Consider the following 26,523-nt stretch of genomic DNA (forward strand, 5'->3'; position numbering starts at 1 on the left):
TCGTTCCACTCTTCGTCAGAATAGCGCTTCAACTTGATGCATTCCCGGTCTAAATGTTGAAAGATTATGAATCTAGACTGTCGACCAGCATATTTCTCACATTTAGCAGGACTCGACCCGGACGGTACGATGGACCAGCTGGAAATCCTTTGCACTGGCTATTTCCAGCTCCTACACTACCTCATATGATTAAAAGCACAATTTTGTGTGTCGACGATGAAGTGGATAATGTTGACGCCCTGGAACGCCTCTTCCGAAAGAAATACAACGTCTTAAAGGCCACCTCGGGCAAAGAGGCACTGGCGGTGCTGGACGAACATCCGGGCCCCGTAGCTTTGATCATCACCGATCAGCGCATGCCGGAAATGACCGGCGTGGAATTCCTGGAAAAAACTCTGGCGTCTCATCCTGAGACTGTGCGAATTTTACTGACCGGTTACACCGATCTGGAGTCCGTGATCAGTGCCGTGAATAAAGGTCAGATCTTCCGCTATCTGACCAAGCCCTGGGACCCGGTGGATCTGACCAATACTGTGGAACACGCGATCGACCGCTATGTTCTGGGCCAGGAATTGAAAACAAAAAACACGGAACTGGCGCGTGCCTTGGAAGAACTTAAAAGCCTGGACGTCGCCAAATCCAATTTCATGATTCTGATCAACCATGAACTGAAAACCCCGCTGACTTCGATCTTAAGTTTTTCTTCCCTGCTGGCGGAATCCAAACTGAACGACGAAGACAAGCTGATGGTGAACCGTATCACCCGCAGTGCCGAGCGCCTGAAAACCCTGGTGGAAGATGTTCTGCTGGTGGTGCGCGCGGAAACCAATCAACTTAAAATAGACATGCAGCAGGTGGCCTTCACCCAATTTGACGAAGCCATCAGTAAAGAGGTGCAGGATCTGCTGAATAAAAAGCAGCAGAAGCTGGTCAGCAAGCTGGAACCATTGGCCGTTTCAGCCGACGTTCGCCTGATCAAACAAGTCATGCTGCGACTGATTCATAATGCCGCAAAATTCGGAACCGACGGCAGCGAGATTCACCTGGAAAGCCTGAAAAGCGGGAACAATCTGCGTTTTGTCGTTTCCAATATCGGCCCTCACCTGCCCACGTCTGTAGTGGACAAAATCATGAAGCCCTTCTTTATTGACGAGGACGTCATGCACCACTCCACCGGAACAGGCTTGGGTCTGACCATCTGCCAGTCTATTTTAAAGTCACACCAGTCCCACCTGCAGTTTAAAAACACGGCTCAGGGTGTGATGGTGTTCTTTGAACTGCCACTGGCCTAGGGTGTCCGGCTCGCGGCCCTGACCCCGCACTATCCTGCCGACAACTCTGCACGGGCTTTGCTTTAAAACCCGCTCATGAAAACTTTACTGTTTTTCCTGATGCTTATTTCTTTTCCTGCTTATTCCCAAACCGCGCTGGTGTTGGGACTGGGTGAACAAAAATCCGTGCCTTTACAGGGACAGGATCGAGTATGGATTCAAGACCGCGAAATCCTGACCGCCGAAGGCCAGGGTGGCAAACTGAATCTGGTCGGCCGCCGCGAAGGCGTCACCACAGTCAAAGTGGGATCGGCCCTTTACAGCGTGCAGGTTTTGCATCCGTCCAAGAAAGATTCTTTTCAGGATCTGACAACTTACCTGAAATCGCGCGTGGGTTTGCGGGCGTCGTTAAACGAAGGTGATCTTTTAATCGAAGGCCAGTTGTATCGTCTACAGGACTGGATTCATCTGGCGGACTATATGCGCGCGCGAAATCTAAGCTATCAAATGCGGGCACGGATGACCGCTTCTTTACAGCAACAAGCTCAGGAACATTTCAGCGACTTGTTTTACAAATCCCATCTGCCGCCCCAGACATTGATCTTTGAACCCGCTTTGGAAGTCCGAGTCAGCGGCACCGATCAGACCTTCCGAAAATACAGCAAGCTTCTGACATCCTTCGGAGTCAGCCTGCTAAAGGACGAAACCAGTTTGGACGTTGCACCGACCATCAAGGTGCAAATCACCGTGGCTGAAATCAAAAAAGACTTTTCCCTGAAGTACGGCCTACGCCCACCCGCGGGTTATTCCGCGAAGCTTATGCCCGACGGAGTTTGGGAAAGAGATGAACTTCCTTTCAACCTGACCGCCCTTGAAGCTCAAGGCCAGGGTAAAATTCTGGCAAGCCCGAACATCCTTTGCCGCAGTGGCAAAGAGGCCGAGTTCCTGGCCGGCGGCGAATTCCCGATCAAGATCATGAACTATAAAATGCAGGACATCGTGTGGAAGCGCTACGGGATCTTACTGCGCGTAAAACCCAAAGCGGACGCCGCCGGACGCATGAGCATCTCGATTGAAACCGAAGTTTCCACCGTCGATGATTCGCGCAAGGTCGATGACGTGCCGGGAATTTTGACCAACCGGGTTTCCAGTCATTTTGATCTGACCAGACCGCAGACCATTGCGCTGTCCGGCTTATTAAAAAGCGAAGACGGAAAAAGTTCCGAGGGCCTTCCCCTGCTTTCACGCCTTCCTGTTGTGGGCGCGCTGTTTGCCAGCAAGGACTTCAAAGAAAATCGTTCCGAACTTGTCATCTTCGTGCGTCCCTCCATTTTACGGGAAGGTGAAGAAAACCCTGCTCCCCAGCACCTAAACACCCTGCAGGGCCGTCGCCTATGATCAGCGAAGCCAAACATATCTATGACCGCATTCACGATGACATTCTGAAACTTCCTTTGAATGAGTTTTTACTCAGCTCAGAAGAACAGCACAAATTGCGCTCTCAGCGCATTGAGCAAATCCTGGATCTGCACACCGCCTCAGTCACGGCCGAAGCCCGCTTGCGGGTGCAAAATGAAATGCATGCGTGGGGGCCGATTGAAAGCCTGCTAAACGATGAAAGTATCACAGAGATTCTGATCAACGGGCCTTCCGCGATCTGGCTTGAACGTGCGGGCCATTTGCAAAAGCATCCGGATTATTTTTTCTCTGACACCAGCTATCGCAATTTCCTGGATCGCCTCAGCCACGCAGCTCATGCCCATATCACCACGGAATTTCCCTGCGCCGACGGACGATTTGGCGACTTTCGTTTAAGCCTGATTGGCGCAGAACTGACACAGACTCATCCTCACGTGACTTTGCGCCGTCATCCCAAAAACCCGTGGAGCTTTTCCCGATTGGCCGAACATCAGTGGTGCCCGCCTGATTGCCTGCCGTTTTTTGAAGACATCGTAAAGCGGCGGAAAAATTTTCTGGTGGTGGGCCCTACCGGCTCTGGCAAAACCTCGGTGCTGAATTCATTTTTGAATCTGATGCCGGAAAACGAGCGGATGGTCGTCATCGAAGACACATCCGAAATTTCCCTTCCCAACAAAGCCAGCTTAAAACTTTTAACCCGCGAAGATCCGCAAGGGGTTTTGCCTTCTGTGGACCAGGCGCAACTGGTGCGAAGGTCACTGCGTCTGCGGCCCGATCGCATGGTCATGGGTGAAGTGCGTGGCGCAGAGGCCAAGGACTTTTTAATGGCCTTAGCGACAGGTCACAGCGGCAGCTTTGGCACTTTGCATGCGCAGGATGCGGGTCAGGCATTGATACGTCTTGAGATGCTGATTCAGATGGGGGCTCCGCAATGGAGTCTTTCCGCCATTCGCAGACTGATTCAAATGTCTTTGGATTATGTGATCGTGGCTGAAAGAAAGGCCGATGGATCCCGCCGCATGAAAGGCGTCTATCGCATCACTTCATTGGAAGAAACCGGGTTTCTGCTGGAGCAGGAAAAGTAAAAACCCGGAAAGCGAGGGGCGCCGTCCGGGTTTTCAAATTTAAGCTACTACTTTGGTACTATCAGTCTGCGGTTTCAGGGGCGCTTGCTCCTGTGCGCGCAGATCTTTTTCAACAAAGAACAATCCTTCATTCTCGGTTGCTTTGGTGAAGGTTTCTTCCGACTTCGTCTGGTCGCCTTCGCGTGCCACCGATTTCGGATTATTGAAGAACTTCTGATTCAGGTCTTCAATCACCTTCAACTTGTTCGTTTCACCCGCCGGTCTTTTATATACGGGAGAGGCCTCCGGCTGCAGTTGTTGTTCAGGAAGGTTTCCGGTTGCCCGCATTTCTTCCATTTGTTTGCTCAACGTGATGCGATCACCCAGAGAGTTCTTCCCCATCGGTCGCCCCAGGGCCAAAGCTCCGGGACGGGCTGGCTGGGATGCCGAAGTGTCTATCGCTCGAGTCCTTGCCGTTGCTGGCAGGATTCCGCTGATTTTTTCCATCTCACACCTCCGTGTGTGTATCTATGAAGTCCATCCTGGTCTTCACTTGATAGAAAACGTATCGGAATCGAACGTATAAACTTGAGACGGAATTGGAAGATCTGGACCTAAGACCAGCTGATAAACTGCCATGGACTTGCCGGGTGCCCCAGCAGCTTTTCACAGATGGCTTTCACGCGAGGATCATCCGACCCTGACCAGAACGTGCGCCCGATCAGGAAGCTCTGGGAAAAATCCATCCAGTTGGAAAAACGGCCTTCAATTAACGGAGCCAGCTTCAGGATCTCGGACCAGGCCTGAATGTCTGAAAGGTGCCCGGCCACGAAGCTCAGTCGCACCAGATGAACATAGCGGGAAGCATCCCAGGCCAGGATGCCGGGTTCTTTCAGATATTTATTCGTGCGCTGAACCCACAAAGCAAGCTTGCTGTAATCTGCGTCGCTCATTTGAAGCTCCTGCCCTTCTTCCAGATCAAAACGGAAGATCTGACGAAACTTTTCCATGGAAACAGCATCAATGCTGCCATCAGAAGGCAAAGCGGATCTTAGAACATTGAATTTCGTGCGGTGACCCTGCGTGCGGATATTTTCTAAAGTTTTCTGGCAGGTTTCACGGTCAGCCACGCCCCAGAACTCTTCCAGAATCGCCAGACAATCCAGCTTGATGTCCGGGCCATAGTTCATATCCAGGCGGAAGAAATACTCACCGATTTCATCCATGACCTGTTCGCGGATTTCGGGCGAAAGCTCTTTGCCTTCTTCCAAATCAGACCCGACAACTTGAAACAGCTCATCAAGAACTTGATTTTCCTCGATAAACGGCGCACCCAAAGACATCAATTTTTTTTCAAGATCTGTTTCTGGCAAAATGCGCTGCATGGAAACCCCTTTCACCGGCCTTCCTCAATTCAAATACGTTTCAATTGCTTTTTCAATGTGTTAGTTTCTTCGCATGTTAAAGAAGCTCCTGCTTGCCGCTGCGGCATTATTTTTTATTCTTGCTGGCTCTTTGATGTTGTTGATGGGTTACGTCTTCAATAACCCCGGAACTGTCTTTAACGCCTTCAATTCCGTCGCGGACCGTTTTCTGCAAGGTCAGACTCATGAAGAAAACGAGGAATTTTTCCTGCAGGGTATGGACGAGATTTTGATCTCTTCCCGCCGTGTGGATGTTGAACTGCGCACCTACAATGGCAGCACCCTGAAAGTGCGCCTGTCCGGCAAAGTGCCCCGCTTTGAAGAAGGCCGCTACATCCTGCAAACCGCCGAAAAAACCCGCCTGCATCTTGAATTTCAGGAACCACTGGCCAGCCATTGGATTCAGATGAACGTGAACGGTCAGGAACTGAGCAAGACCACCGACTCGCACCTAAAAGCTGAAGTTTACGTACCCGAGACTTTCAAAAAACAGATTCGCATTGAAACTCGCGAAGGACATGTGACCCTGCGCCTGCCACCAGCGGCACTATACGAACTGGATCTGCAATCGGTGTCTGGCCCCATTGATAATTCTTTGAAGCAGGAACCGGTGGCCGGGGTTGAGTCGGCAGAAGTCGGTCGCATTCAGGTGCAGACGATCGAAGGCCCGATCACTGTTGAATCCGCACTGGAATAAATTGAAATCATTTTAGAAATAAAAAAAGCCCGGAATGTTTCCATCCCGGGCTTTTTTGTTTTTTATCTTTTAGCTCTTCTTCAGATCTTCCAGATGCTTTTCAGCCAGTGTGCTTAGACGAACACCGACTTCCGCCAGCTGATCGCGGTTCACCTCGCTTGGGCAGTCAGACATCAAGTCTGTTGCCTTCGCAGTTTTCGGGAACGCAATCACTTCACGGATCGCATCTGTTTCACACAGAAGCATCACAAGACGGTCCATACCCCAGGCGATACCACCGTGCGGAGGAGTTCCGTATTTCAAAGCCTCCAGGAAGAAGCCGAACTTGTGTTGGGTTTCCTCTTCGCTCATGCCCAACAGACGGAACATCGCCTGCTGAATTTCGTTGCGATAGATACGGATACTTCCGCCACCCATTTCGTAACCGTTGCACACAAGGTCGTAGGCTTTCGCCAGCATCTTGCCGTAAGCAGCTTCATTGTTATTAACCAGATCCTGCGCGAACTCATCCTTTGGAGATGTGAACGGATGGTGACGAGCCACCCAGCGCTTTTCGTCCGGAGAGTACTCAAGCAATGGGAAGTCCACCACCCAAAGGAATTTGTATTTGCTGTTGTCGATCAGATTCAACTCACGGCCCAGGTGCAAACGCAACGTGGACAATGCCGCACAAGCGGTGTCGTAATCATCCGCAACAACCAAAGCACAGTCACCGGCTTCACCGCCGCAGGCTTTGAACATTTCAGCCAGTTTTTCAGGGCTGAAGAATTTGGAAACAGAAGAAGACAGCGTGCCGTCCGCTTCTAATTTGATCCACACAAGACCTTTTGCGCCCGCGCGTTTCGCCATGTCAGTCAGTTTATCCAGCTGACCACGGGAATAGCTGCCGCCTTTCGGAGCTGCGATACCACGAACGATCCCGCCACGAGCCAGAACATCGTCAAAGACCTTAAAACCTGAACCCGTCACGATGGATTTAAGATCCTTGATCTCAACCCCGAAACGCGTGTCCGGTTTATCGATACCGTATCTGTCCATCGCTTCCTGGTAAGTCATGCGCGGGATTGCGCCCACGTCGATGCCCTTGATCTCTTTCCAGATCGTGCGCAGAAGCTTTTCGTTCATCTCCATGATGTCTTCCTGATCGATGTAGGACATTTCCATATCGATCTGGGAGAATTCCGGCTGACGGTCTGCACGCAAATCTTCGTCACGGAAGCAGCGGGCGATCTGGAAGTATCTGTCGTAACCGGAGATCATCAAAAGCTGCTTCAACGTCTGCGGAGACTGAGGCAGCGCATAGAAATGACCCGGATTGACACGGGAAGGAACAAGATAGTCACGCGCGCCTTCCGGAGTGGACTTGTAAAGAATCGGAGTTTCAACTTCCAGAAAACCGTTGTCCGAAAGGAAACGACGAACCAGCTGGGCTACTTTATGACGAGTGATCAGATGGCTGGACAGACGCGAGCTGCGCAGATCCAGGTAACGGTATTTCAAACGCAGCATTTCGTTCACATTCGTGTCGCTGACCTGGAATGGCGGGACCGCGGATTCATTCAGAATTTCGCAGCGGATCGCTTCAACTTCAACTTCACCGGTTTTGATTTTCGCATTCTTCATGCCGTCTGGACGTGCACGAACCACACCCTCAACCGCCAGAACAAATTCACCGCGCAGATTTTTTGAGGAAGCGGTCTCGGCTTTATTTGGATCCAAAACAACCTGAACGATGCCTTCACGGTCGCGCAAATCGATGAATACCAAGCTGCCATGGTCACGTCGCACATCGACCCAACCCATCAATACAACTTTTTGACCTGCCTGGGAAACGCCCAGACTTCCGCAATAATGTGTTCTTTTTAGCTCTTTAACAAACTTCATATGTCTACCTTGTTCGTGGGCCCCAGATTTACATATTGTGCCATTGCAGTCAAAAACCATATTCTTATACTCTCCATAACAGAACCTTAAGAGAGTCCCCCAGACCCAGCCATTCTGCTTCATTTACCAAGCATTTCCCCCTATAATTTCAAAACAGAAATAAGGAGATATCCGATGCCTAAGTTTACGATTGATCACTCTAGTAGCCATTCCGCGGAAGAAGCCTACAAGAAGATCAAAGAATTCCTCTCGAATGATCAGGATATTCGACGCTTTGACCCAAAAATTCAGTGCTCTTTTGATGACGGCACCAAGTGCGCCAACCTCAAGGGATCCCAGTTTAAAGCGGATATGACCGTGGCTACGGCTGGCGCAGGGAGCAAAGTCTCTGTCACCGTGGATCTGCCATTGATGCTGACCCCCTTCAAAGGTAAAGTCACCGAGACTCTGCAAAGGAAACTGGCTAAATACCTTGGCTAGTTGAGCTTATGGCGAAAACGAAAGCAAAAAGCCCCTCCACCCCTAAGACCAAGTCCCCGTCCAAGACGGCTTCTGCCAAGAAGCCCGCGGGCAAGGCTGCGTCTGGGAAGAACACAAAGCCCGCCCCCACTGAATCAAAAACAGTTGTGGCCGAGCTGGTGGAAGACGCTCACAGCGACGAACTTCGCTCGCATGAAGAGGCCGAAAAAGCCTACGCCGTCCCAAGTGTCGAGGACGACCTTCCTGAAGTGGAGGAAGACACCAAAACTCTTGCTGTCGCCGACACCTCCAAGGCCATTACTTCCGCTGATCCTTTGGTGATGTATCTGAACGAGATCCGTCGCTACAAAGTTCTGACCCGCGAAGAAGAAATGGCCCTGGCCAAAAAATACTTTGAAAGCAAAGACCCTGAAGCGGCCCAGGCCCTGGTGAAAGCCAACCTGCGTTTCGTGGTGAAAGTCGCTGCTGAATATTCCAAATTCGGTTCAAAAATGATCGACTTGATCCAAGAGGGCAACGTCGGTCTGATGCACGCCGTGCGCGAGTTCAACCCGTACAAAGGCGCCCGTCTGATCACCTATGCGGTGTGGTGGATTCGCGGTTATATCCAGGAATTCCTGATGCGTCAGTATTCTTTGGTGCGCATCGGAACCACTCAGAACCAGCGCAAACTGTTCTATCAGCTGCAAAAAGAAAAAGAAGCACTGGATGCCATGGGCATTGAACCCAATATCGGATTGATCAGCAGCCGCCTGGGTATTCCCGAAGACGAAGTGCGCGACATGACCATGCGTATGTCCGGTCGCGATGTCAGTCTGGATCGTCCGGTGGACGATGATTCCGGCACCACTCTGGGGGATTTGCAGCGCGGTCCTTCCGACCAGCCACTGGATGAAGCCATGGCCCACAGTGAACAGCTGGAAATTCTGAAACAAAAGATTGAAGAAATCCGTCCGGAACTTTCTGAGCGGGAAAAGATCATTCTGGATGAACGTATTCTGAATGACGATCCGCTGACCCTGCAGGAGATCGGCGAAAAGCACGGCATCACCCGCGAGGCCGTCCGTCAGATGGAGGCCCGCCTGATGAAAAAAATCAAAGCCAAGATGGAAGAAGACGCCTCAGAGTAGGCGTCTTTGTCTTTTAGTAGTTCAAGACACCGCGCCCACGCAAATTCAGTACGACGTCTTCCTGAGGAGTCAGCTCAATTTCCAGTTCCGCGCGATGCTGTCCCAAACGACGAGGTTCAAAGAACACACGAATACGGCACTGCTGGCCTCTGAAAAGAATCTGAGGGCAGTTTTCAGCGTAATCAAAAGAATTGTCGCCGCTCATATCAAAATCATTAATGTACATGGGAAGTCCGCTGTTGTTGCGCAGATAAAATGTTGCCCGTTTATCCTGGAACAAACGTGTGCGCCCGAAATTGTAATAGTAATCCCGGTCCAGCGTTGTCGTGTCGTCCGTCACATTGATCACGTACACTTCATTGATATCGCTTTCGTTGAAATCCTCGTATGCCAAAACGGGTGAAGCGAGGAGTAGACCCAGAAAAAGACCTGTTAAGATTTTCATAAGCACCTCCTTAAAATCCATTTCATTCCCATCGCGATGATGGCGCAAAATGAATTTCTTCGATGGTGGGAATTTCATAGAAGGGCGCGTCTGCTGTCATTAACCACAGGTCATCCCGCCCCGCTTGAACGGGCACTTTGCCCCGATTAATGAACTGTTGGAAGGGAAAATAAAAAAGGGACCTTCCGTTTTAAGGAAGGCCCCTTCTCGCTCGAAGACAAAAGGAGAACGGCTATCTGCTGTTTCTTCTGTCGGATCTATCTTGTTGAGGTCTTTGGGATGTTTGAGAACCTCTCTCGGAAGAACGCTCTCTCTCCAAACGGCTGCTTTCTTCTCTTTGAGATCTGTCTTTGTTCAAATCACCCTGTTGTGGCCTGTTTGTTCTTTCTGTTCCCACGGTTTCCTCCTTGTGGTTTTCATAAGCATTCATGCTTATAAAGAACCCTTAAGCAAAGACCCTGCCACTTTGTGATATGCCCGATAACAAAAAACTCCCGGGATTTCTCTCCGGGAGTCTCAAATTTTTTCTTATTCTCGTTTGCTGACTATCAGGCGATTTCGAGTTCGCCAGCGCCGATGGTTGCTGCCAGTTTCGCACGCAGACGGGCGACGGCTTGAGCATGCAATTGGGACACGCGGGATTCTGTCACGCGCAGAACCTGACCGATCTCTTTCAAGTTCAGATCTTCGTAGTAATACAAAGACAGAACCAGGCGCTGACGCTCTGGCAATTCTTCAATCGCCTGCGCCACAACTTCTTTGATGTTTTTAACATTCAATTGATTGAACGGGCTGTTGGTGCGGGAACCTTCAAGAATATCCATGATGGATTTCTTGTCGGTATTGCTGAAGCTTGTCGCCTGATCGATTGGCAACAAACTGACCGGGCGAACCTGATTCACCAGATCGTGGAATTCATCAATATTTACATTCAGTGCCTTAGCCACTTCTTCGTCGGAGGGAGTACGACCAAGATCAGCTTCCAGTTGCACCATGGTTTTATCCAAAAGCTTGGCTTTGTCACGGATAGAGCGGGGAACCCAGTCCTGTGCACGAAGTTCATCCAGGATTGCTCCACGGATGCGGAATTCAGCATAGGTTTTGAATTTATTGTCACGAGTGGAGTCGTACTTTTCAATCGCATCCATCAAACCGATGACACCTGCAGAAATAAGGTCATCCAGCTCGATATTGGAGGGAAGTCGTACCGCAATCTTCTGAGCGATGAACTTAATCAACGGAGCGTACTCTCTGATAAGGTCATCTTTTTGCGTCGGAGCGAGCTTGCGTGGCTCTTCCTTGTACTTCTTCAACAATGCCGCATTTTTCCCCATATTTTCCCTCTTGAAGTCTATGTTATCAAACAGGTCCATGCCCTAAAAGTCCAATTCTCACATAACTGTGGAGTTGGACCTAAGCGCTCCCCACGACCTGATCCCAGAACATCTGCATGCCACCGGTGCTCTCGATTTGTTTGGAGGATTTCTCCACCTGATTACAAATTTGACGAATCGCCTTGGAAGATTCAGCACTGATATCGTGTCTCACAATGAGACGTTGCATTTGGTTTGCTTTTCGCAAAACCACATCATTGGGAACTGAGCCCCAATAATCCAGACCAATGTAGAGGAACTTGTTCACCACATCGTTGAAGCGCTGGTAAAGACCCAGACCTTCCTGTTCATCTCGCACTTGATTGCAAATAATAGAGAAGTGATTCACCTTGTACTGCTTGTGCAGAACCTTGATCAGCGCATAAGCATCCGCAAAACTTGCCGGATCCGGAGTGATCACCACAGATACCGTCTGAGCCGCCGAGTTCAGGAACAAAACGTTTTCAGCAATCCCCGGGGCGGTATCAATCAGCAGATAGTCAAAACCCAGAGGCAAAGCACTGACGGCTTCCACCATGGCTCTTCTTTCGAAATGATTCAGATGATTGAATTCAACCACCCCACTGCCACCTGGAATCAGGAAGACGTCCTTGGACACTTCCATCAGGATGTCGCGCATTTCCTTGCGACCGGCGATAATGTCATGCATGTTTCCGGAAGGACGAACACCGAACAAAATGTCCACGTTCGCCATCCCCAGGTCCCCGTCCAGGATCAGCACTTTCTTCCCTTTTTGAGCCAAAGACAAAGCCAGGTTCGCCACCAGAGTGGTCTTCCCCACCCCGCCTTTGCCGGAAGTGATGCTGATCGTGCGTGTGCGCTGCATATCAAAAGCGTTCATATTTCTCATACAGCTTCAGAGTCCTGTTGTTTGAATTTAGTGATTCTGAAAATCAGATCCAAAAGACGCTCTTTGGTTGCGAACTCGAAGTCCTCTGGCACACGCGGACCGATACCGAAGGAATGCAATGGCACATCAAAGCGTTTCATAAAGTTGTAAATAGTCCCGTGCTGGGTGGATTCATCCAAAGACGTGAAGATCACATCTTTATAACCCAGAACAGAATATCTGCGGCCCAGCTCAGTCGCATCGCTGTCTTTGGCGTTGGTTGACAACGTCAGATGAATATTTGGATTCAATGCCGCCGGAGGAAGTAGGCTTTTCAGCATATGAATCTCGTCGTTGCTTTTCAGGCTCAGGCCCGTGTAATCCACAAGCACACAATCCACATTCGCCAGATAGCGCATCAGATTCGTCCAGTCATTCTGGGTGCGAATCACCGAGAATGGCACATTCAGAATCTGCGCATAGATCTTCATCTGATCAGCCGCGCCCACTTTGAAAGTGTCTGTTGTGAACAGAGCAATCTTTTTGCCTTCACGAACCACCATCTGGCTGGCCATTTTGATCAAAGCAGAAGTCTTGCCGCTGCCCGCTGGGCCCACAAAGCAGTGGATCTTCCCTTGAGTCGGATTCTGGGCAATCTTGGTGTTATCCAAAACATGGCGGGCCACATAGGCTTCAACCAAAGATTTATTTTTCAATTTCAAAGCCGGAAGAGTCTCCTGAGCTGTAGTCAGGATCTCTGCCGCGATTTCCGGAGCCATGCCCGCTTTCGTCAGCTTTTCAAAAACGAAACTCAGGTCATAGTTGATGCCATAGTCTGCACCCGGGTGAGAACCCGTGAACGTCTGAGGCATCTGCTGGAACTGCGTGATCACCTGTTTCAGGCTGGCGATTTCATTTTTCAATGCAATCACTTCCGGGCTTTCCGCTGCAACCACCGGTCTTGCCACTGGTGCCGCTTTTACTGGCGCCGGAGCTGGGGCAGCCGCCTTGCGTGGAGCCGAGTTACCACTGCGGGAGAAAATTTCATCCTGCTCCTGGAAGGCATTCAAAGCTCTTTGAGCGGCGTTGCGAACCCGTGTTTCGGATTCATCTTCAATGTCGATATAACGACGCTGAGTGATCGGAGTTGGTGCCGTGTTCTTTTGCACATGCTTTTCCACCATTTTGTGGATCAGCTCTTTCTGCTGGCGGGCTGTGCTGTTCTGGAAACGGGCACGATCCTGCTCGCGCAGGCGAGATTCAGCAAACTTCTTTTTCTGCAGGGTTTCCTCAGAGACTGCTGCGGTGATTTCCACGCTGCCTTCCCCGACAAGACCGAAGCTCTTGTTGTTGTCACGAGCCGACAGAATGATGGCATCAGGACCCAGCTGGGTCTTGACCATCTCGAGGGCTTCTTTCATGGTACGCGCTTCAAATTTCTTAACCTGCATGGCTCATCTCCACGAGTGCAACCGATTTCACATCCGCATCCGAAGACAACTCATTGTGTGAAAGCACCACAAGCTGCGGGATAAAACGGGAAGTTAACTTATACAAATGACGGCGCGATGTCGGGCTGGTCAGCAGGATCGGCTGACCGGCCACTTCCGGATGGTGTTCCACCGTCCGCGCGATTTCGTTGATCAGACGATGGGCCGTCGTTGGATCCATAACCAGCTGAACCCCCTGCTCTGTCTGCAACAGGGAATTGGCAATCAGCTCTTCAATGTGCGGGTGCAATGTCATCACCGGGATATTGCCCATATCCGTGGTGTACTTCGCAGTGATACCGCGAGCCAGACCACGACGAACCTGTTCAGTCAGAACCTCGATGTCCTTAGTGCGAGGCGCATCGTCGGCCAAAGTTTCAAAGATTGTCAGAAGATCACGGATGGAAACCTGTTCTTTCAACAGGTTCTGCAACACGCGAACCACAGATCCCAGTGGCAGAAGATCCGGCACCAGCTCTTCAACCACTTTTGGATGAGACTTCTTGAAGTTCTCAATAAGAGTGGACGCTTCCTGACGACCCAGAAGTTCATGCGCATGAGTACGGATAATCTCGGTAAGGTGAGTGGCCATAACCGTCGGCAGATCCACCACGGTGTAACCGGCAACTTCAGCGTCTTCTTTACGCACAGGCGATATCCACAAAGCATCCAGGCCAAACGCCGGTTCTTTGGTTGGAATCCCCTCGATACGCTCGGCCACATTGCCCGGATCCATTGCCAGAAGTGCTTCCGGACGAAGGGTGCCACCACCCACGCGGTTGCCCTTGATCATCAGGCGGTATTCGCCCGGGGCCAACTGCAGGTTGTCGCGGATGTGGATACTTGGAACCACAATCCCCAGATCCAAAGCAAACTGCTTGCGGATACTGACGATACGCTCCAGCAGGTCACCGCTGTGATCGGACTCAACAATATTGATAAGGCCATAACCCACTTCCAGCTCGACCATGTCCAGCGGAAGCATCGTTTCGATATTTTCTTTTTTCGGAGCAGTCAGCGCCGCTTCGGATTGTTTCTTGGCGACTTCAGCCTGTTCGGCGCGGGCTTTTTTGATAACCCAGGAAGTTCCGCACAACAAACCACCCATCAGCAGGAACGGCAATGTCGGCAGCCCCGGCACCAGACCCATAAGAACCAGAACCGCGCCCGAAATCATCACAGCACGAGGCTTCACAAACAACTGACCTGTGACCTCTTCACCAACGTCTTTGTCAGAGTTGGAAGTACGAGTCACGATGATACCGGCCGCGGTGGAGATCACAAGCGCCGGAATCTGGGACAACAGACCATCACCGATAGTCAGCATGGTGTAGTATTTGGCAGCCGTTCCGACATCCAGACCTTTTTGGATCACACCAATACCCAAACCACCGATCACGTTGATCAGGGTGATGATGATACCGGCAATGGCATCACCACGGACGAACTTGGAGGCACCATCCATCGCTCCATAGAAGTCCGCTTCACCTTCCACCTGCTTACGGCGTTTGCGCGCTTCGGCTTCGGTGATGTGACCGGAGTTCAACTCTGCATCGATGGACATCTGTTTACCAGGCATTGCATCCAAGGTGAATCGGGCTGCAACTTCCGCCACGCGCCCGGAACCCTTGGTGATAACCATGAAGTTGATGATCATCAGAATCAGGAACATCACAAAACCGATGACGTAGTTACCACCAACCACAAAGTTGGCGAAAGACGCGATCACGTGACCTGCCGCCTGTTCACCTTCGTGACCGTGGGTCAGGATCAAACGGGTGGTCGCCACGTTCAGGGCCAGACGGAACAAAGTCGTCATCAGAAGCAATGACGGGAAGGATGTGAAATCCAGAGCGCGATCGGTATAGATACTTACCAGCAGGATCAGGATGCTGATCGCCAACGAGAAAGTCAGTGCCAGATCCAGCATCATCGGCGGAAGCGGGATGATCATCACGGCCAATACGGCAAGCAAGCCCACGGCAATGAACAAGTCCGTGTTCTTGGTGATCTTGTCAAATCGTTTTAAGAACTGAAACAACTGATCCATTATCTTTTCTTCCTACGCAAACGGTAAACGTATGAAAGCACTTCAGCCACAGCCACGAAGAGCTCCCGGGGAATAACCTGTCCAATTTTCAAAGTCTTGAAGATCGTGCGCGCCAGTGGTTTGTTTTCCACGATCGGCACATTGTTTTCGCGCGCGATTTCCTTGATCTTTTCCGCCACGTGATCCGCACCCATCGCCACGATTTGCGGTGCCGGCAGATTGTCCGAATACTTCAGAACCACTGCAATGTGGGTCGGATTGGTGATGACGACGTCCGCCTTCGGAATCTCGGACATCATGCGCTTGCTCGCCATTTCGCGCTGAATGCGGCGAATGCGCGACTTGATCATCGGATCACCCTCGCGCTGCTTGTGTTCTTCCTTGACCTCTTGCTTGGTCATCATCATTTTCTTTTCAAGATCAAATCGCTGATAGAAATAGTCAGCACCGGCAATCACCAGCATCACGGCACCGACACCACCCAGAAGCTTCACCACGATCACACCAATGTAGGCGATGATCTGATCGATGGAATAAGTCAGCATGTATGGCACCTGCGTGACTTCACTGCGCAGCAGGAAGTAAAGCACCATGGCCACGGCACCCATTTTCAAAATGGACTTCAAAGCTTCGACCAGGGCACGCATGCTGAAAACACGCTTGAAGCCCTCAACCGGATTTACTTTTTCAAAATTAGGGGAAACAGCGTCTTCGACCTGCAGAAAGCCGATTTGCACAATTGAAGAGGCGGCGCCGATGATACCGGCAAACAAAAGAACCGGTGCAATCAGGATCATGGCTTTCACACCGCAGTACTGGGCCGCTTCGGTAAAGTTACCTTCACGCACCATTTTCACCATGTCGTCGCCGAAAGAGTGCTGGAAAACCTCGTACATTTCCTTGAAGAAAAAACGGCCCAAAGCATACACGCCACCAGCCGCCGCAAGTAACATTACTGCGGACGCCAGCTCCTTTGTATGTGCAACGTTCCCTCGTTTGCGAAACTCTTCCCGTCTCGCGTCCGTTGCTTCTTCGGACTTTTCGCCGTTATCTTCAGCCATCTCGTTCCTTCCTAGAACTTAAAAGCCTTACCCTATAAGTGTTTCATCACATCAAACAGTTTGCTAGCTGTGATTTCAACAACCCCATTCATTTCCATAATCAAAAGCGGAAGGCAGATAAACACCACTGCCATACCCAGCATGATCGTCACCGGCATACTTGTTACCAGGACGTTGATCTGGGGGACCGCTCTTCCCAGAATACCCATTGCCAGATTGGCAATCAGGATCGCCACCAGTACCGGGGCACACATCTTGATCGCCATTACAAATGCAACTTGTCCGAATACGGCGATTTCCGCAAACGGACCAAAATTCAAAGCCAAAGAACTGACCGGCACAAGCTCATAGCTTTGCGCGATCGCACTGATCAGCATGTGATGGCCATTGATGGCCAAAAACACCAAAGTCGCCATGGCAGAATAGAACTGCTCGATCACCCCACCCTGGGAACCCATCATCGGGTTATAAAGCTGAGCCGCGCTCAGACCCACGCTCATGGAAACCAGGTCCCCTGTCATACTGACCACAAAGAAGAACAACCGGGTTAAAAAACCAAGAGCCAATCCGACAATCAATTCGCGGACTGCCAAGCCAATGATTTCATTGGAAATTACGAGATAGTCGACGTTGCCGACTTTGACCACCGGGTAAAGCACCATACTCAATACCAGAGAAAGCAGGATCTTAACCGGCGTATTCACCAACGGAGAGCCAAAAACCGCGGAAGAGATCACATACGCCAGCATGCGCAGCAGAACCAGCGCAAACAGCAGAATCTGAGCCTCGGTCATCGCACTCCAGTTCAGCACTATTCCCTCACCATCACGGCAATATTTTCAAAAAGATTCACAGTGTAAGAGCTCATTACGTCCATCATCCATGGCCCGGCCAGAACGAACACCGCCGCCACCACAATCATCTTTGGAATGAAGGTCAACGTCGCCTCATTGATCTGAGTCAGAGCCTGGAAGATACTGACTGCCAAACCCACGACCAGCGTGCTGATCAAAAGTGGCGCCGCCAGCATGGCTGTCGTGCGAAGAGCGTCTTGTCCCAGTCTGATTACCAATTCATCTGTCATTATTCACCTCACCCGAAACTCTTGACCATGGAACCGATGAGCAAACCCCATCCATCCACCAGGACAAAAAGCATGATCTTAAAGGGCAACGAAATCACAACTGGAGGAAGCATCATCATACCCATCGCCATCAAAACGCTGGCAGCGACGATGTCGATCACCAGGAATGGCAGGAAGATGATAAAGCCGATCTGGAAGGCCGTTTTCAATTCGGACACCACAAAGGCCGGAACCAGAACCATTGTCGGAACATCGGCACGGGTTTTTGGTTTTTCAACTTTGGAAAGTTTAATGAACAATGCCAGATCCGAATCACGGGTCTGATTGAACATGAACTTGCGCAAAGGCGCGAAAGTTCTTTCAATCGCCTGATCCTGGGAAATCGTGCCAGCCATATATGGCTGGATGCCGTTGGTGTTCATTTCGTTGAACGCCGGCTGCATCACGAAGAAAGTCAAAAACAAAGCCAGTCCGACCAGAAGCTGATTCGGTGGCATCTGCTGCACACCCATCGCCTGACGCAGGAAGGACAGCACAATAATAATACGGGTGAAACCGGTCATCATGATCAGGATCGCCGGTGCCAAAGTCAGCACCGTCATAACCATGATCAACTTCACCGCGTTCACAACCTCATTTGGGTTGTCGGTTGTCTTGAAACCCAGGTTCATTGTTGGCAATGTCACTTGGGCAAACGCACTGGAACCGAAGAAGAATACCAGAGGCAAAAGAAGCAGACTCCAAAGAGCCCATTTATTTCTGATCACTGAAAAGACCTCATGCCTTTAAGACGTTTGGAAACGATATCCTTGATTCCACTGATCGCAAATTCCTCGTCCAGATCCAGATCCTTGGCGCTGCGTTTGCGCGAAGGCGGAGTTTCCTCTTCAGCCGCCGTGTCGTCGAAGTCCACATTTTTGGAATTGGACTGACCCAGAACTTTGCCGAAGCTTTGTGGCGCTTCTTCAGGCACTTCGTCATCCAGAAGGGACAGGGACTTGATCATGGAGATATTATGATCCGTCACACCGATCAGGATGGACTCGCCCGCCACGCGCACGATTGCCAGACTTTTCTTCGGACCCAGGTAGTGCTGCTGCAAAACCTTGATCTGCGTCTGATGTTTCATCGCTTTGGGAACTTTATACTTGCGCAGGAAGAAGAACGCGCCCGTACCCACAACACCCAGCATGGACAGGGTGAAAAGAATACGGAAAAGTCCGCCGCCTTCAGAGGCTGCTTTCTTATTGGATTCCAGATTCAGAAGAATCTCGGATTCTTTGCGGTTGTCATTTTTAGTGACATCCTTTGACTCTGTCTTTGGCAGATCATTTGGCTCTGCTGTCGCGGCCGCGGAAAGCTCCTGGGATTCAGACGCTGCCGCCGTTGGCGTGGACGCCTGCTCCGCATGGGCAGAAACTGAAACTACAAAGATCAAAGAAAGCAACCAACGCATCTTCATACCTCTTATCTGAGCTGCTCTACGCGCTCAGCAGGTGAAATAATATCCGTCAAACACACGCCGAACTTTTCGTTCACCACCACGGCTTCGCCGCGGGCGATCAACTTGTCATTCACGTAAACTTCCATCGGCTCACCCGCCAGCTTGCTCAGCTCGATCACGGAACCCTGAGTCAGGTTCAGCAGTTCGTTCACCGGCATTTTGGTACGGCCCAATTCCACTGACACTTTCAAAGGGATGTCGAGGATCAGGCTCAGGTTTCTGTCTTTATGTGTTGGCATCTCGCTGGAAGCTTTTCTTCCGCTGGATTCAGCCATACCGGCAGCTTCCGCCACCAGCTGATCCGCCAGATTATCCAATGTATCGTCGCTCATTCATCCCCCTACTTTTCCACCGGTCTGGTCACTTGCACAGCCACGGTTCCATGATGTATTCCGTAATAACCTTTAAACTTTCTGACACCTTCGACCGCCACGTCGAATTCACCCGAAGCATCCTGATCCAGCGGAATCACATCGCCGACTTTCAGGTTCATGAGATCTTTCAGCTTGATCTCGGTTTCGCCCAGGTTCACTTTGATCTCCATGTCTGTTTCCAGAAGCTGTTCCTGGATGATCGCAGTCCAAAGCTTTTTGTCTGTCTGATCGGTTTCAACCTGGAAACCGGTCTGCAGTTTTTGTTTGATCGGCTCGATGGTCGCGTAAGGAATCACGATAGAGATCGTGCCCGTCGCGTTTTCAAGCTCCACGTCAAACGTGGAGGCAATAACCACGTCCGTCGGAGGCACGATACCCACGAACTGCGGGTTCACCTCGGTACGAACAAAAGAACAGCCGATCTTTTCAATGGAGGCCCACGCCATTTCCATATCGTTGATCGCCAGACCCACCACCTTTTGGACAATGGAAAGCTCAATTGGGGTGAAGTCCTTGCCGTCGATTTTTGTATAAGGACGGTCAGCACCGCCAAAGAAACTGTCAACCAGTGCGTAAGCCAGCTTGCTTTCGATCACGAACAGTGCGGAACCACGCAGGTTTCCGAAACGCAGCACCGACATGCACGTCGGCATTGGCAATGTATTGATGAACTCCCCGAATTTCAGGAATTCAGTGGAAGTCAGTGTGATGGAAGCGATTTTACGCAAAGCAGATGACAAAGAAACGCGGAAGGCACGCATGAATTTCTCGTAGATAACTTCCAGTTGAGGAAGGCGGCCACGAATAATACGGTCCTGGCTGGTAAGGTCATAAGAAACGATCTTGCGCTCGTCGACTTTACCGACGTTCTGCGCTTCGGGCTTGGACGCCTCTGGCGAGCCCACGTCCCCGTCAGAGACCGCGGCTAACAGAGCATCCACTTCACTTTGTGAAAGAACCTGATTCATAGTCCTGCCTTAGTTATAAATAAACTCGGTGAAGAACACGTTGGAAATCTTTCCCTGAACCAGGAAAGAGTTGATGGTGTCCTTGATTTCACTGCGAAGACTGTCTTTGCCTTCCCTGGAGGAAACATCCTCATAGGTCTTGCTGGATAGAATAATAATAATGATGTCGCGGATCTGGGCTTTGCGCTTTTCCAGCTCTTCCATGACGTGGCTGCCGGTCACTTCCAGCTCCATGTTCACTTTTGCGACTTTACGGCCTTTAGAGCCCGCCAGATTCACAATAAAGGTTTCCAGAGGAACGACTTTACCGATGACCTCTTTTTCTTCAGTGGCCTCTTTGTGCTGAGCTTCTGCTTCGCCTTTGATCACTTGTTCAATTTTAGATTCTGCCGCTTCTTTCTTGCGGTTGGAATAGAGCATGAATCCAACACCTGCAACGACGAGCATATTAACGACCGCCAAGGCAATAAGTAGAATAGGCTTTTGTCCAGATCCCCCGCTCGGAGCTGACGATACATCCGATGCTGCCGCTTTTTCTTCAGCCACTTCATCCTCCATGATGAATGACCACATAGTGGTCCTATCAAGATTGAAAGCAACACGGATGCCAACAGGACCTTCGCCGAGGGCCAGTGACTGCGGGACAACATATTTGAATTGGGGCAATTTTTGCCCCTGTGGTGAATGTTTGCCGGGTAGTAATTCTATGACAGGCGCCAAAGTTTTGGCGCGAAAATTTGACTATTTCGCCAAACAGGCGCCCCATAAAGGTAGCAACTATGACTAAGGAGGTTCTTATGAACAAGGATATCTTCCAAGGCAAAATCAAGGAAATATCGGGCGAGCTTCGCAAAAAATGGGGAGCCCTGACCGATGATGACATTCAAAAAACCAAAGGCAACATGGAAGCCTTAAGCGGATTGGTTCAGCAGAAAATCGGACTTTCCAAAGAAGAAGCGTCAAAACAAGTTTCTGAGTTCATGACCAACATGGACAGAAAGTTCGAAGGCAAAGCCGAATCAGCTTCCGACAAGGTGAATTCAAAAATCGACGACATCAAAAACAAGCTGTCTCACTAAGCCCCCGACTGTGGTCGAGGGAAGGAGAAGTTATGGACAAGCAGGTATTTGAAAACAAATTTGGCGATTTCTCTAACGCCTTGAAACAGAAGTTCGCCGGTCTGAACCTGACCGACGAAGAAATAAAAAAAGCGATGAAAAATCCCGATGAACTGATCACCCTGGTTTCTGCAAAAACAGGAATCTCCAGAGAAGAAGCTGATAAGCGTGTGCATCAGGCCATGAGCACCGTGGGCATTGATGACACTCAAGTCAAAGGCTTCATGGAAAAGTGGGGCGACAAGGTCGGTGATAAGATAGCTGAAATCAAAAACAAATTCAGCCATTGACGAATAAAAAAGGGAGGCACCACCTCCCTTTTTTATTTATCTGACTTTCAGCTTTCCAGTGCGTTGATTCATTGTGCTGTTGAGCACCACTCGCAACACGAAAGATTCCAAATGATGTCTGAGTTCACTTGAATCAGGAGTGACTTTGTAAACGGAAAAATAGGTGACCATTTCCTTGAACTTGGGCTGTCGATACGTGGCCTTGTTAGACGCCAGAGCCCACAGCTGTTTTGGTGCAGCTCTATTCAGGGTTTGGTTCATCTCTACTTTAAGACGACTTGCTTTACCGAAATACAAAAGCTTTTTGGAGGAATCATAAAGAGCATACAGACCAGAGTCATTGGGAACGCTCTTGGCGCTTGCTAAGGGCGCCAGCTCAAACAAGGGGTCAATGTGTTCATTCCCGAAGTATTTTTCCAGATACTTTTTAAGTGTCTTTTCACTAACGGCACTTTTCCCGTTGAGATAGTTTGCAAGACCCGAGGATTTAATAATGAGCTTCACGCTCCAGGCGCGCTTGTGAAATTGGTTTAGCACCCCTTAGGTAATCTGAAATGCCCTCCAGGCCTCTCTCTTCGGTAAAAAATAGCCGATTGTTTACACCCCCCGTTAATAAAAACTGTGGCTCCCCCATCACGGGGACTTGAAATGCCCGCCAGTCTGGTGGTATCTAGTGGATCACTTTTAAGGAGATACCCATGGCTCGTCTGATCTTTTCTGTCCTATCCATGATCCTGGCTTCTGGCGCGGCTCACGCTGACATCACTTTGAACAAGGTTATTGATGGCTCTGTTGCTTATTGTGATTCTTCCCGTGGCACCCCGGAAGCAAAAGCCAAAGTTGTTCAGTTGTCCCTGATCAACGCTTCTTCCAGCGATGAAGAACAACAAACCACCCTCCGCGTGGCTATGGTGAAATGCCAAAACTCCCAGTGGGTTCTTGATTCTGCTCCGACTCGTGAATCCTATGTTGCACCTAACGGCGCCAACGTTGAAATCACTTACAGCAACTATGAAATGCTTCTGGTGAACAAGCATTCTGAAGTTCTGCTGCAGACCGACCTTGAACACTTGAATCAAGGTGGCGTACAGGAGCAATCCGTGTCCTTCTTTAAAACCAGAGAAGTACCTCAGGACGTTGACGTTCTGATCCGCACCCGTAAGCACGTGAAAGCTGACAACGGTGTTGAATACTCTGAAACTGTGACCTTCGGTTCTTTCCGTATCCGTTTGAATTAAACGGCTTTTGAGCGCCCTTTTTGTGTTTTATACCTGTCAAAAATCCTGACAGTTTCTTTCCTGAAAAGGGCGTACTATAAGGTCTCTTATTTACAAGGGGACCTTGATGAAAAATGCCTTGCCATACATTCTGGGGACAGCGCTTTTCTGCACTGCCTTTTCTGCCTCTGCAGCCCAGCAGGACAACATCAATCGTAAAATCATTTCTCAGGGAGTGCCTGCCGATGCGGTCAATCGCCTGAGCAAATTCATGTATGAAAACCGCGGCCGCAGCTTCCAGCAGGACACCTACACCTGTGAAGGCAAAGACCCGGCCAGTGTGCGCCCTTGCGAAGAAGTCAAACGCAACCGCAGCAGCAAGTACGTCACCCTGAACAGCCCACAGTATGTGGTCATCGTGGATTATTCTGCGCCGTCCACCGAAAGACGTTTTTATTTTATCAACCTTCGCAACGGCGCGGTTGAGAAATACTACACCTCTCACGGCATTGGCAGTGGTGATGGCAACTATGCTTATCGCTTTAGTAACACCAAAGATTCCCGCCAGACGTCACTGGGAATTTATCTGACCGGAGAAGTGTATACCGGATCTTACGGAAAAACCCTGCGCATGTACGGCCTGCAAAGATCCAACGATCAGGCTTACAACCGCGATATCGTTGTGCATGGAGCCTGGTATGTCGGCGAGGATTTCATTAATATGATCAATAAAAAAACCGGACAGCCTTACGGCCGCCTGGGTTTAAGCTGGGGTTGCCCGGCGTTGTCTTTGTCGATGGCGGAAAAGCTGATTCCGCTGTTGAAGGGTGGCAGCGTGATCTATCACTACCACCCAGCGTTGGTGGATGAGGCCCAGTCGGGCCGTCTGGTTTCCACCAAGAAAAAGAATTAGTCTGTGCCCTCGCTCAGGCGAGGCACAAGGACCTTTTGAATCTCTGTGACCATATCGGCATTTCCCGCCACGATCGAATTCTTATAGGGCGTGTAGGCTTCACCGCGGTAAGTCTGCACGACGCCACCAGCTTCCTCGACAAGAAGAATTCCTGCAGCTGCATCCCATGGTTGAATATTGCGTTCCCAATAACCATCAAAAACACCGCGCGCCACTTGCGCCAGATCATAAGCCGCAGCGCCAGGACGGCGAACACCACGGCATTTGCGAACCATGTCGTCAAAGATTCTCAGCTGTTCAGAAATCACGTGTTCATGCTCTGACACAAAACCCGTGGCCAGCAGGCCTTTCTTCAGTTCGGTGTTCTTGCTGACTCGCAAAGGCTTGCCGTTGACGAATGCACCCTGCCCGCGAATCGCGGTGTATGTTTCATTCAACATCGGTACATCAATCACGGCGAGCTGAATTTGACCGTCGATTTCCAAACCCAAGCTGATGCAGAAAATCGGAAAACGATGAACATAGTTTGTGGTCCCATCCAGTGGATCCAAGATCCAGCGCCCATTTGCGCCTGCCTTGCTCCACGCGACCTTTGTCCCGGTTCCGTGAGATGCGGCGAAGGTTTCCTCGCCCAGGAACTCGATTTCCGGAAAATTTTTCCTAAGATGCTCTGCAATGACTCTTTCTGATTCTTTGTCGGCTTCGCTGACAAGGCCCGCTTGGAACTTTTCCTCGACGTGCTCTAAGTTACCGAAATAATTGAGAAGCACCTGTCGGCCCAGGTTCACAGCTTCAATAGCTTGACCTAAGACCTGCTTCCAATCCCTTGATTTTACGCTGTTTTCCACGCTTTCCCCTTCGGGCAGGACCCTTGGATGATTGACCAGTTCAGAGGATTAACGCTAACATGTTTGCAGGGCCAAAGGAAGGGCCCGAAACTTAAGCATTCAAGCGGGTTTAAAAATTATGAGGATTGAAAAAATGAGTTCTAAAACGGATGTGATGGTGAAACTAGCTTTAGTTTTCTTTATTTCTTTGCTGTCTTTCTCTATCGGTACATTTGTAGGCAAGAAGTACAGTGACAACCAACATCAGCTGGCTGCTTTGGAACCTCAAAAATCCTCTCACACCCAAGAGCGTGAAGTGGCTTCTGTTTCTGAACACGGGACCTCAGAAGGCAAAGTGGGCGCGATGACTGATGAAGAGATCGCGAAACTTGCTGAAGAATTCGTGGCGGATGAAACGACTCCTGTAACAACTGAAAACGAAGCAACACCAGCTCACGGTGAACACGCGGCTCCTGCCAGTCACCACGGTGAAATCGCTGAAACAAAAGTTGAATCCAAAGAACCTAAAGTTGAGACTCACAAACCGAACCCAACCAAAGGTGACAAAACTCCTGTAACCCAGCACAACGAACCATCTGAAGCTGCGAAAAACGTAGCGGCAGGCAAAGCTCCAACAACTTTGGAAGCAGCAGAAAAGAAAGTAACGGCGAAAGAAGACCGTCTGCCTTCTTCCCTTCCTAAAGATGTGGCTCAGTTCGCAGTGGGCAAATTCACTGTGCAAGTGGCGTCTTATGCTGATGAAGCAGAAGCTCAGAAAATGGCTTCTGACCTGAAAAACAAAGGTTATAGCGCGTTCTATATCCCGGCAAATATCAAAGGCAAAACCTGGTTCCGCGTAAGTGTTGGCCAGTTTGCGACTCAGAAAGAAGCTCAAGCTTACCGCACAGAGCTTGTGACTAAAGCGAAAGTCGGCTCTGCGATCGTTCAAAAGATCACTGAGTAATTGTTCACCCGCTTTTAATTAAATTCCTAAGGAAGCCTCGTTCGAAAGAACGGGGCTTTTTTTATAGCGGAACCACCAGGCCCGCACGCAGAACAGCACCCAAAGTCGGATTCGGATCAAAATCAGACCCCAGCAATGCCCGGCCTTCCATCCCCACGGTCACACCATACTGACTGGTGCTTAAGATAAACAGCTCAAGCCCTGCAGACAATCCACCCATCACCTTCATTCCGGTTTTATCAGAACGACTGTCGGTCATGAATCGGGTGATGACTTCTTCCTCGTAACCACCAACGCCGGCACCGAAATAAATCACTCCGCGCATGCCGCCTTCTTTGCCGCTTAAGACATTGTACCGGCCCCACAGGGTCATATCCTGATGACGGCGCTCGATGCTGGAGGTGCTGTTGCCGGTGGTGTCCGTGAAGCTTGCGTATTCCACCAGAAGGCTGTAGCGATTGCGATGATAGCCGATGGAAAAGTTCCGTGGCTGACGGGCTTCCAGATCACCGGAATTGCCGCGCTCATAGCGCATTTCATAGCCAAACGGATAAGCCGCCAGCAAGGACACCGGCGCCTCCGTGGGCGTCTTCATTCGCGACTCTTGGGCAAAAGCACTTACGGAC

General features: G+C 50.3%; 29 protein-coding genes and 1 pseudogene. 11 read left to right on the forward strand and 19 right to left on the reverse strand.

What is annotated here, in order from left to right; all coding sequences use genetic code 11:
• Nucleotides 1-185: 185 nt before the first annotated feature.
• From BDT_RS16200 to BDT_RS16210, 3 genes are all read left to right on the forward strand, one after another.
• Complete coding sequence (locus BDT_RS16200; protein ID WP_015092317.1) at nucleotides 186-1,292, forward strand: hybrid sensor histidine kinase/response regulator; 1,107 nt, start codon at nucleotides 186-188, stop codon at nucleotides 1,290-1,292.
• A 75-nt stretch (nucleotides 1,293-1,367) separates the two neighbouring features.
• The gene (locus tag BDT_RS16205) at nucleotides 1,368-2,669 is read left to right on the forward strand and encodes a type II and III secretion system protein (protein WP_015092318.1); all 1,302 of its coding nucleotides are present in this window, start codon (nucleotides 1,368-1,370) and stop codon (nucleotides 2,667-2,669) included.
• Nucleotides 2,666-3,775, forward strand: a complete 1,110-nt coding sequence (locus BDT_RS16210; RefSeq protein ID WP_015092319.1) for a CpaF family protein — start codon at nucleotides 2,666-2,668, stop codon at nucleotides 3,773-3,775. The genes BDT_RS16205 and BDT_RS16210 overlap by 4 nt, the downstream gene beginning before the upstream one ends.
• A 39-nt stretch (nucleotides 3,776-3,814) precedes the next feature.
• On the opposite strand, the gene BDT_RS16215 is transcribed toward BDT_RS16210, so the two are convergent.
• Together BDT_RS16215 and BDT_RS16220 are read right to left on the reverse strand one after the other, a co-directional pair.
• The gene (locus BDT_RS16215; protein WP_015092320.1) at nucleotides 3,815-4,261 is read right to left on the reverse strand and encodes a hypothetical protein; all 447 of its coding nucleotides are present in this window, start codon (nucleotides 4,259-4,261) and stop codon (nucleotides 3,815-3,817) included.
• 107 nt (nucleotides 4,262-4,368) lie between these two features.
• Nucleotides 4,369-5,139: a DUF1266 domain-containing protein gene (locus BDT_RS16220; protein ID WP_041577975.1), complete on the reverse strand. Its 771-nt coding sequence runs from the start codon at nucleotides 5,137-5,139 to the stop codon at nucleotides 4,369-4,371.
• A gap of 73 nt (nucleotides 5,140-5,212) precedes the next feature.
• Between BDT_RS16220 and BDT_RS16225 the strand changes: the two genes are divergently transcribed.
• On the forward strand, nucleotides 5,213-5,875 hold the full coding sequence (locus BDT_RS16225; RefSeq protein ID WP_015092322.1) for a hypothetical protein: 663 nt from the start codon (nucleotides 5,213-5,215) through the stop codon (nucleotides 5,873-5,875).
• A gap of 69 nt (nucleotides 5,876-5,944) precedes the next feature.
• Here the strand turns inward: BDT_RS16225 and aspS are convergent, their stop codons facing one another.
• Nucleotides 5,945-7,759 (reverse strand): aspartate--tRNA ligase, encoded by a 1,815-nt coding sequence (aspS, locus tag BDT_RS16230; RefSeq protein ID WP_015092323.1) that lies wholly within the window; start codon nucleotides 7,757-7,759, stop codon nucleotides 5,945-5,947.
• A 174-nt stretch (nucleotides 7,760-7,933) separates the two neighbouring features.
• On the opposite strand from aspS, the gene BDT_RS16235 reads away from it, so the two are divergent.
• Nucleotides 7,934-8,239 (forward strand): polyhydroxyalkanoic acid system family protein, encoded by a 306-nt coding sequence (locus BDT_RS16235; protein ID WP_015092324.1) that lies wholly within the window; start codon nucleotides 7,934-7,936, stop codon nucleotides 8,237-8,239.
• Nucleotides 8,240-8,247: 8 nt separating this feature from the next.
• Nucleotides 8,248-9,369 (forward strand): sigma-70 family RNA polymerase sigma factor, encoded by a 1,122-nt coding sequence (locus BDT_RS16240; RefSeq protein ID WP_015092325.1) that lies wholly within the window; start codon nucleotides 8,248-8,250, stop codon nucleotides 9,367-9,369.
• Nucleotides 9,370-9,382: 13 nt separating this feature from the next.
• On the opposite strand, the gene BDT_RS16245 is transcribed toward BDT_RS16240, so the two are convergent.
• From BDT_RS16245 to BDT_RS16305, 13 genes and pseudogenes are all read right to left on the reverse strand, one after another.
• Nucleotides 9,383-9,814, reverse strand: coding sequence for an Ig-like domain-containing protein (locus tag BDT_RS16245; protein ID WP_235046164.1), 432 nt, complete (start codon nucleotides 9,812-9,814; stop codon nucleotides 9,383-9,385).
• A 548-nt stretch (nucleotides 9,815-10,362) separates the two neighbouring features.
• Nucleotides 10,363-11,148, reverse strand: coding sequence for a FliA/WhiG family RNA polymerase sigma factor (locus tag BDT_RS16250; protein WP_041577976.1), 786 nt, complete (start codon nucleotides 11,146-11,148; stop codon nucleotides 10,363-10,365).
• Between the two features lie 79 nt (nucleotides 11,149-11,227).
• The gene (locus BDT_RS16255; protein ID WP_051026329.1) at nucleotides 11,228-12,058 is read right to left on the reverse strand and encodes a MinD/ParA family protein; all 831 of its coding nucleotides are present in this window, start codon (nucleotides 12,056-12,058) and stop codon (nucleotides 11,228-11,230) included.
• Nucleotides 12,055-13,488 (reverse strand): flagellar biosynthesis protein FlhF, encoded by a 1,434-nt coding sequence (gene flhF, locus BDT_RS16260; RefSeq protein ID WP_015092329.1) that lies wholly within the window; start codon nucleotides 13,486-13,488, stop codon nucleotides 12,055-12,057. The genes BDT_RS16255 and flhF overlap by 4 nt, the downstream gene beginning before the upstream one ends.
• On the reverse strand, nucleotides 13,478-15,577 hold the full coding sequence (flhA, locus tag BDT_RS16265; RefSeq protein ID WP_015092330.1) for a flagellar biosynthesis protein FlhA: 2,100 nt from the start codon (nucleotides 15,575-15,577) through the stop codon (nucleotides 13,478-13,480). The genes flhF and flhA overlap by 11 nt, the downstream gene beginning before the upstream one ends.
• Nucleotides 15,577-16,638 carry a flagellar biosynthesis protein FlhB gene (gene flhB, locus BDT_RS16270; protein ID WP_041577977.1) on the reverse strand — a complete coding sequence of 354 codons (1,062 nt, stop codon included), beginning with the start codon at nucleotides 16,636-16,638 and terminating at the stop codon, nucleotides 15,577-15,579. The genes flhA and flhB overlap by 1 nt, the downstream gene beginning before the upstream one ends.
• A gap of 32 nt (nucleotides 16,639-16,670) precedes the next feature.
• Nucleotides 16,671-17,450, reverse strand: coding sequence for a flagellar biosynthetic protein FliR (gene fliR / locus BDT_RS16275; protein WP_015092332.1), 780 nt, complete (start codon nucleotides 17,448-17,450; stop codon nucleotides 16,671-16,673).
• Entirely contained in the window at nucleotides 17,450-17,722 is a 273-nt protein-coding gene (gene fliQ, locus BDT_RS16280; protein WP_011165670.1) for a flagellar biosynthesis protein FliQ, read from the reverse strand. Before fliQ ends, fliR begins: the two co-directional genes overlap by 1 nt.
• An 8-nt stretch (nucleotides 17,723-17,730) precedes the next feature.
• Entirely contained in the window at nucleotides 17,731-18,489 is a 759-nt protein-coding gene (gene fliP / locus BDT_RS16285) for a flagellar type III secretion system pore protein FliP (protein WP_011165671.1), read from the reverse strand.
• Entirely contained in the window at nucleotides 18,486-19,184 is a 699-nt protein-coding gene (locus BDT_RS16290; RefSeq protein WP_015092333.1) for a FliO/MopB family protein, read from the reverse strand. The genes fliP and BDT_RS16290 overlap by 4 nt, the downstream gene beginning before the upstream one ends.
• A 5-nt stretch (nucleotides 19,185-19,189) precedes the next feature.
• Nucleotides 19,190-19,441, reverse strand: a pseudogene (fliN, locus tag BDT_RS16295) (flagellar motor switch protein FliN); the annotation flags it as partial.
• Nucleotides 19,442-19,566: 125 nt separating this feature from the next.
• A complete protein-coding gene (gene fliM / locus BDT_RS16300; RefSeq protein WP_015092335.1) occupies nucleotides 19,567-20,568 on the reverse strand; it encodes a flagellar motor switch protein FliM in 1,002 nt (333 codons plus the stop codon).
• A gap of 9 nt (nucleotides 20,569-20,577) precedes the next feature.
• Nucleotides 20,578-21,141: a flagellar basal body-associated FliL family protein gene (locus BDT_RS16305; RefSeq protein WP_235046165.1), complete on the reverse strand. Its 564-nt coding sequence runs from the start codon at nucleotides 21,139-21,141 to the stop codon at nucleotides 20,578-20,580.
• Nucleotides 21,142-21,365: 224 nt separating this feature from the next.
• On the opposite strand from BDT_RS16305, the gene BDT_RS16310 reads away from it, so the two are divergent.
• Both BDT_RS16310 and BDT_RS16315 read left to right on the forward strand, forming a co-directional pair.
• Nucleotides 21,366-21,647: a CsbD family protein gene (locus tag BDT_RS16310; protein WP_015092337.1), complete on the forward strand. Its 282-nt coding sequence runs from the start codon at nucleotides 21,366-21,368 to the stop codon at nucleotides 21,645-21,647.
• Between the two features lie 32 nt (nucleotides 21,648-21,679).
• Nucleotides 21,680-21,976 (forward strand): hypothetical protein, encoded by a 297-nt coding sequence (locus tag BDT_RS16315; RefSeq protein ID WP_015092338.1) that lies wholly within the window; start codon nucleotides 21,680-21,682, stop codon nucleotides 21,974-21,976.
• Between the two features lie 36 nt (nucleotides 21,977-22,012).
• Here the strand turns inward: BDT_RS16315 and BDT_RS16320 are convergent, their stop codons facing one another.
• Nucleotides 22,013-22,480, reverse strand: coding sequence for a hypothetical protein (locus BDT_RS16320; protein ID WP_015092339.1), 468 nt, complete (start codon nucleotides 22,478-22,480; stop codon nucleotides 22,013-22,015).
• Between the two features lie 194 nt (nucleotides 22,481-22,674).
• On the opposite strand from BDT_RS16320, the gene BDT_RS16325 reads away from it, so the two are divergent.
• Nucleotides 22,675-23,214: a hypothetical protein gene (locus BDT_RS16325; protein WP_015092340.1), complete on the forward strand. Its 540-nt coding sequence runs from the start codon at nucleotides 22,675-22,677 to the stop codon at nucleotides 23,212-23,214.
• Between the two features lie 106 nt (nucleotides 23,215-23,320).
• Entirely contained in the window at nucleotides 23,321-24,106 is a 786-nt protein-coding gene (locus tag BDT_RS16330; protein WP_015092341.1) for a murein L,D-transpeptidase catalytic domain family protein, read from the forward strand.
• Here the strand turns inward: BDT_RS16330 and BDT_RS16335 are convergent.
• Nucleotides 24,103-24,954, reverse strand: a complete 852-nt coding sequence (locus tag BDT_RS16335; RefSeq protein WP_015092342.1) for an inositol monophosphatase family protein — start codon at nucleotides 24,952-24,954, stop codon at nucleotides 24,103-24,105. The two genes, BDT_RS16330 and BDT_RS16335, sit on opposite strands and share 4 nt — an antisense overlap.
• Before the next feature lie 133 nt (nucleotides 24,955-25,087).
• Between BDT_RS16335 and BDT_RS16340 the strand changes: the two genes are divergently transcribed.
• On the forward strand, nucleotides 25,088-25,897 hold the full coding sequence (locus BDT_RS16340; RefSeq protein ID WP_235046166.1) for an SPOR domain-containing protein: 810 nt from the start codon (nucleotides 25,088-25,090) through the stop codon (nucleotides 25,895-25,897).
• A 61-nt stretch (nucleotides 25,898-25,958) separates the two neighbouring features.
• Here BDT_RS16340 and BDT_RS16345 read toward each other — a convergent pair whose 3' ends face one another.
• On the reverse strand, nucleotides 25,959-26,492 hold the full coding sequence (locus BDT_RS16345; RefSeq protein WP_235046167.1) for a hypothetical protein: 534 nt from the start codon (nucleotides 26,490-26,492) through the stop codon (nucleotides 25,959-25,961).
• Nucleotides 26,493-26,523: the final 31 nt, after the last annotated feature.

This window comes from Bdellovibrio bacteriovorus str. Tiberius (assembly GCF_000317895.1).
GTDB classification, from domain to species: Bacteria; Bdellovibrionota; Bdellovibrionia; order Bdellovibrionales; family Bdellovibrionaceae; genus Bdellovibrio; species Bdellovibrio bacteriovorus_F.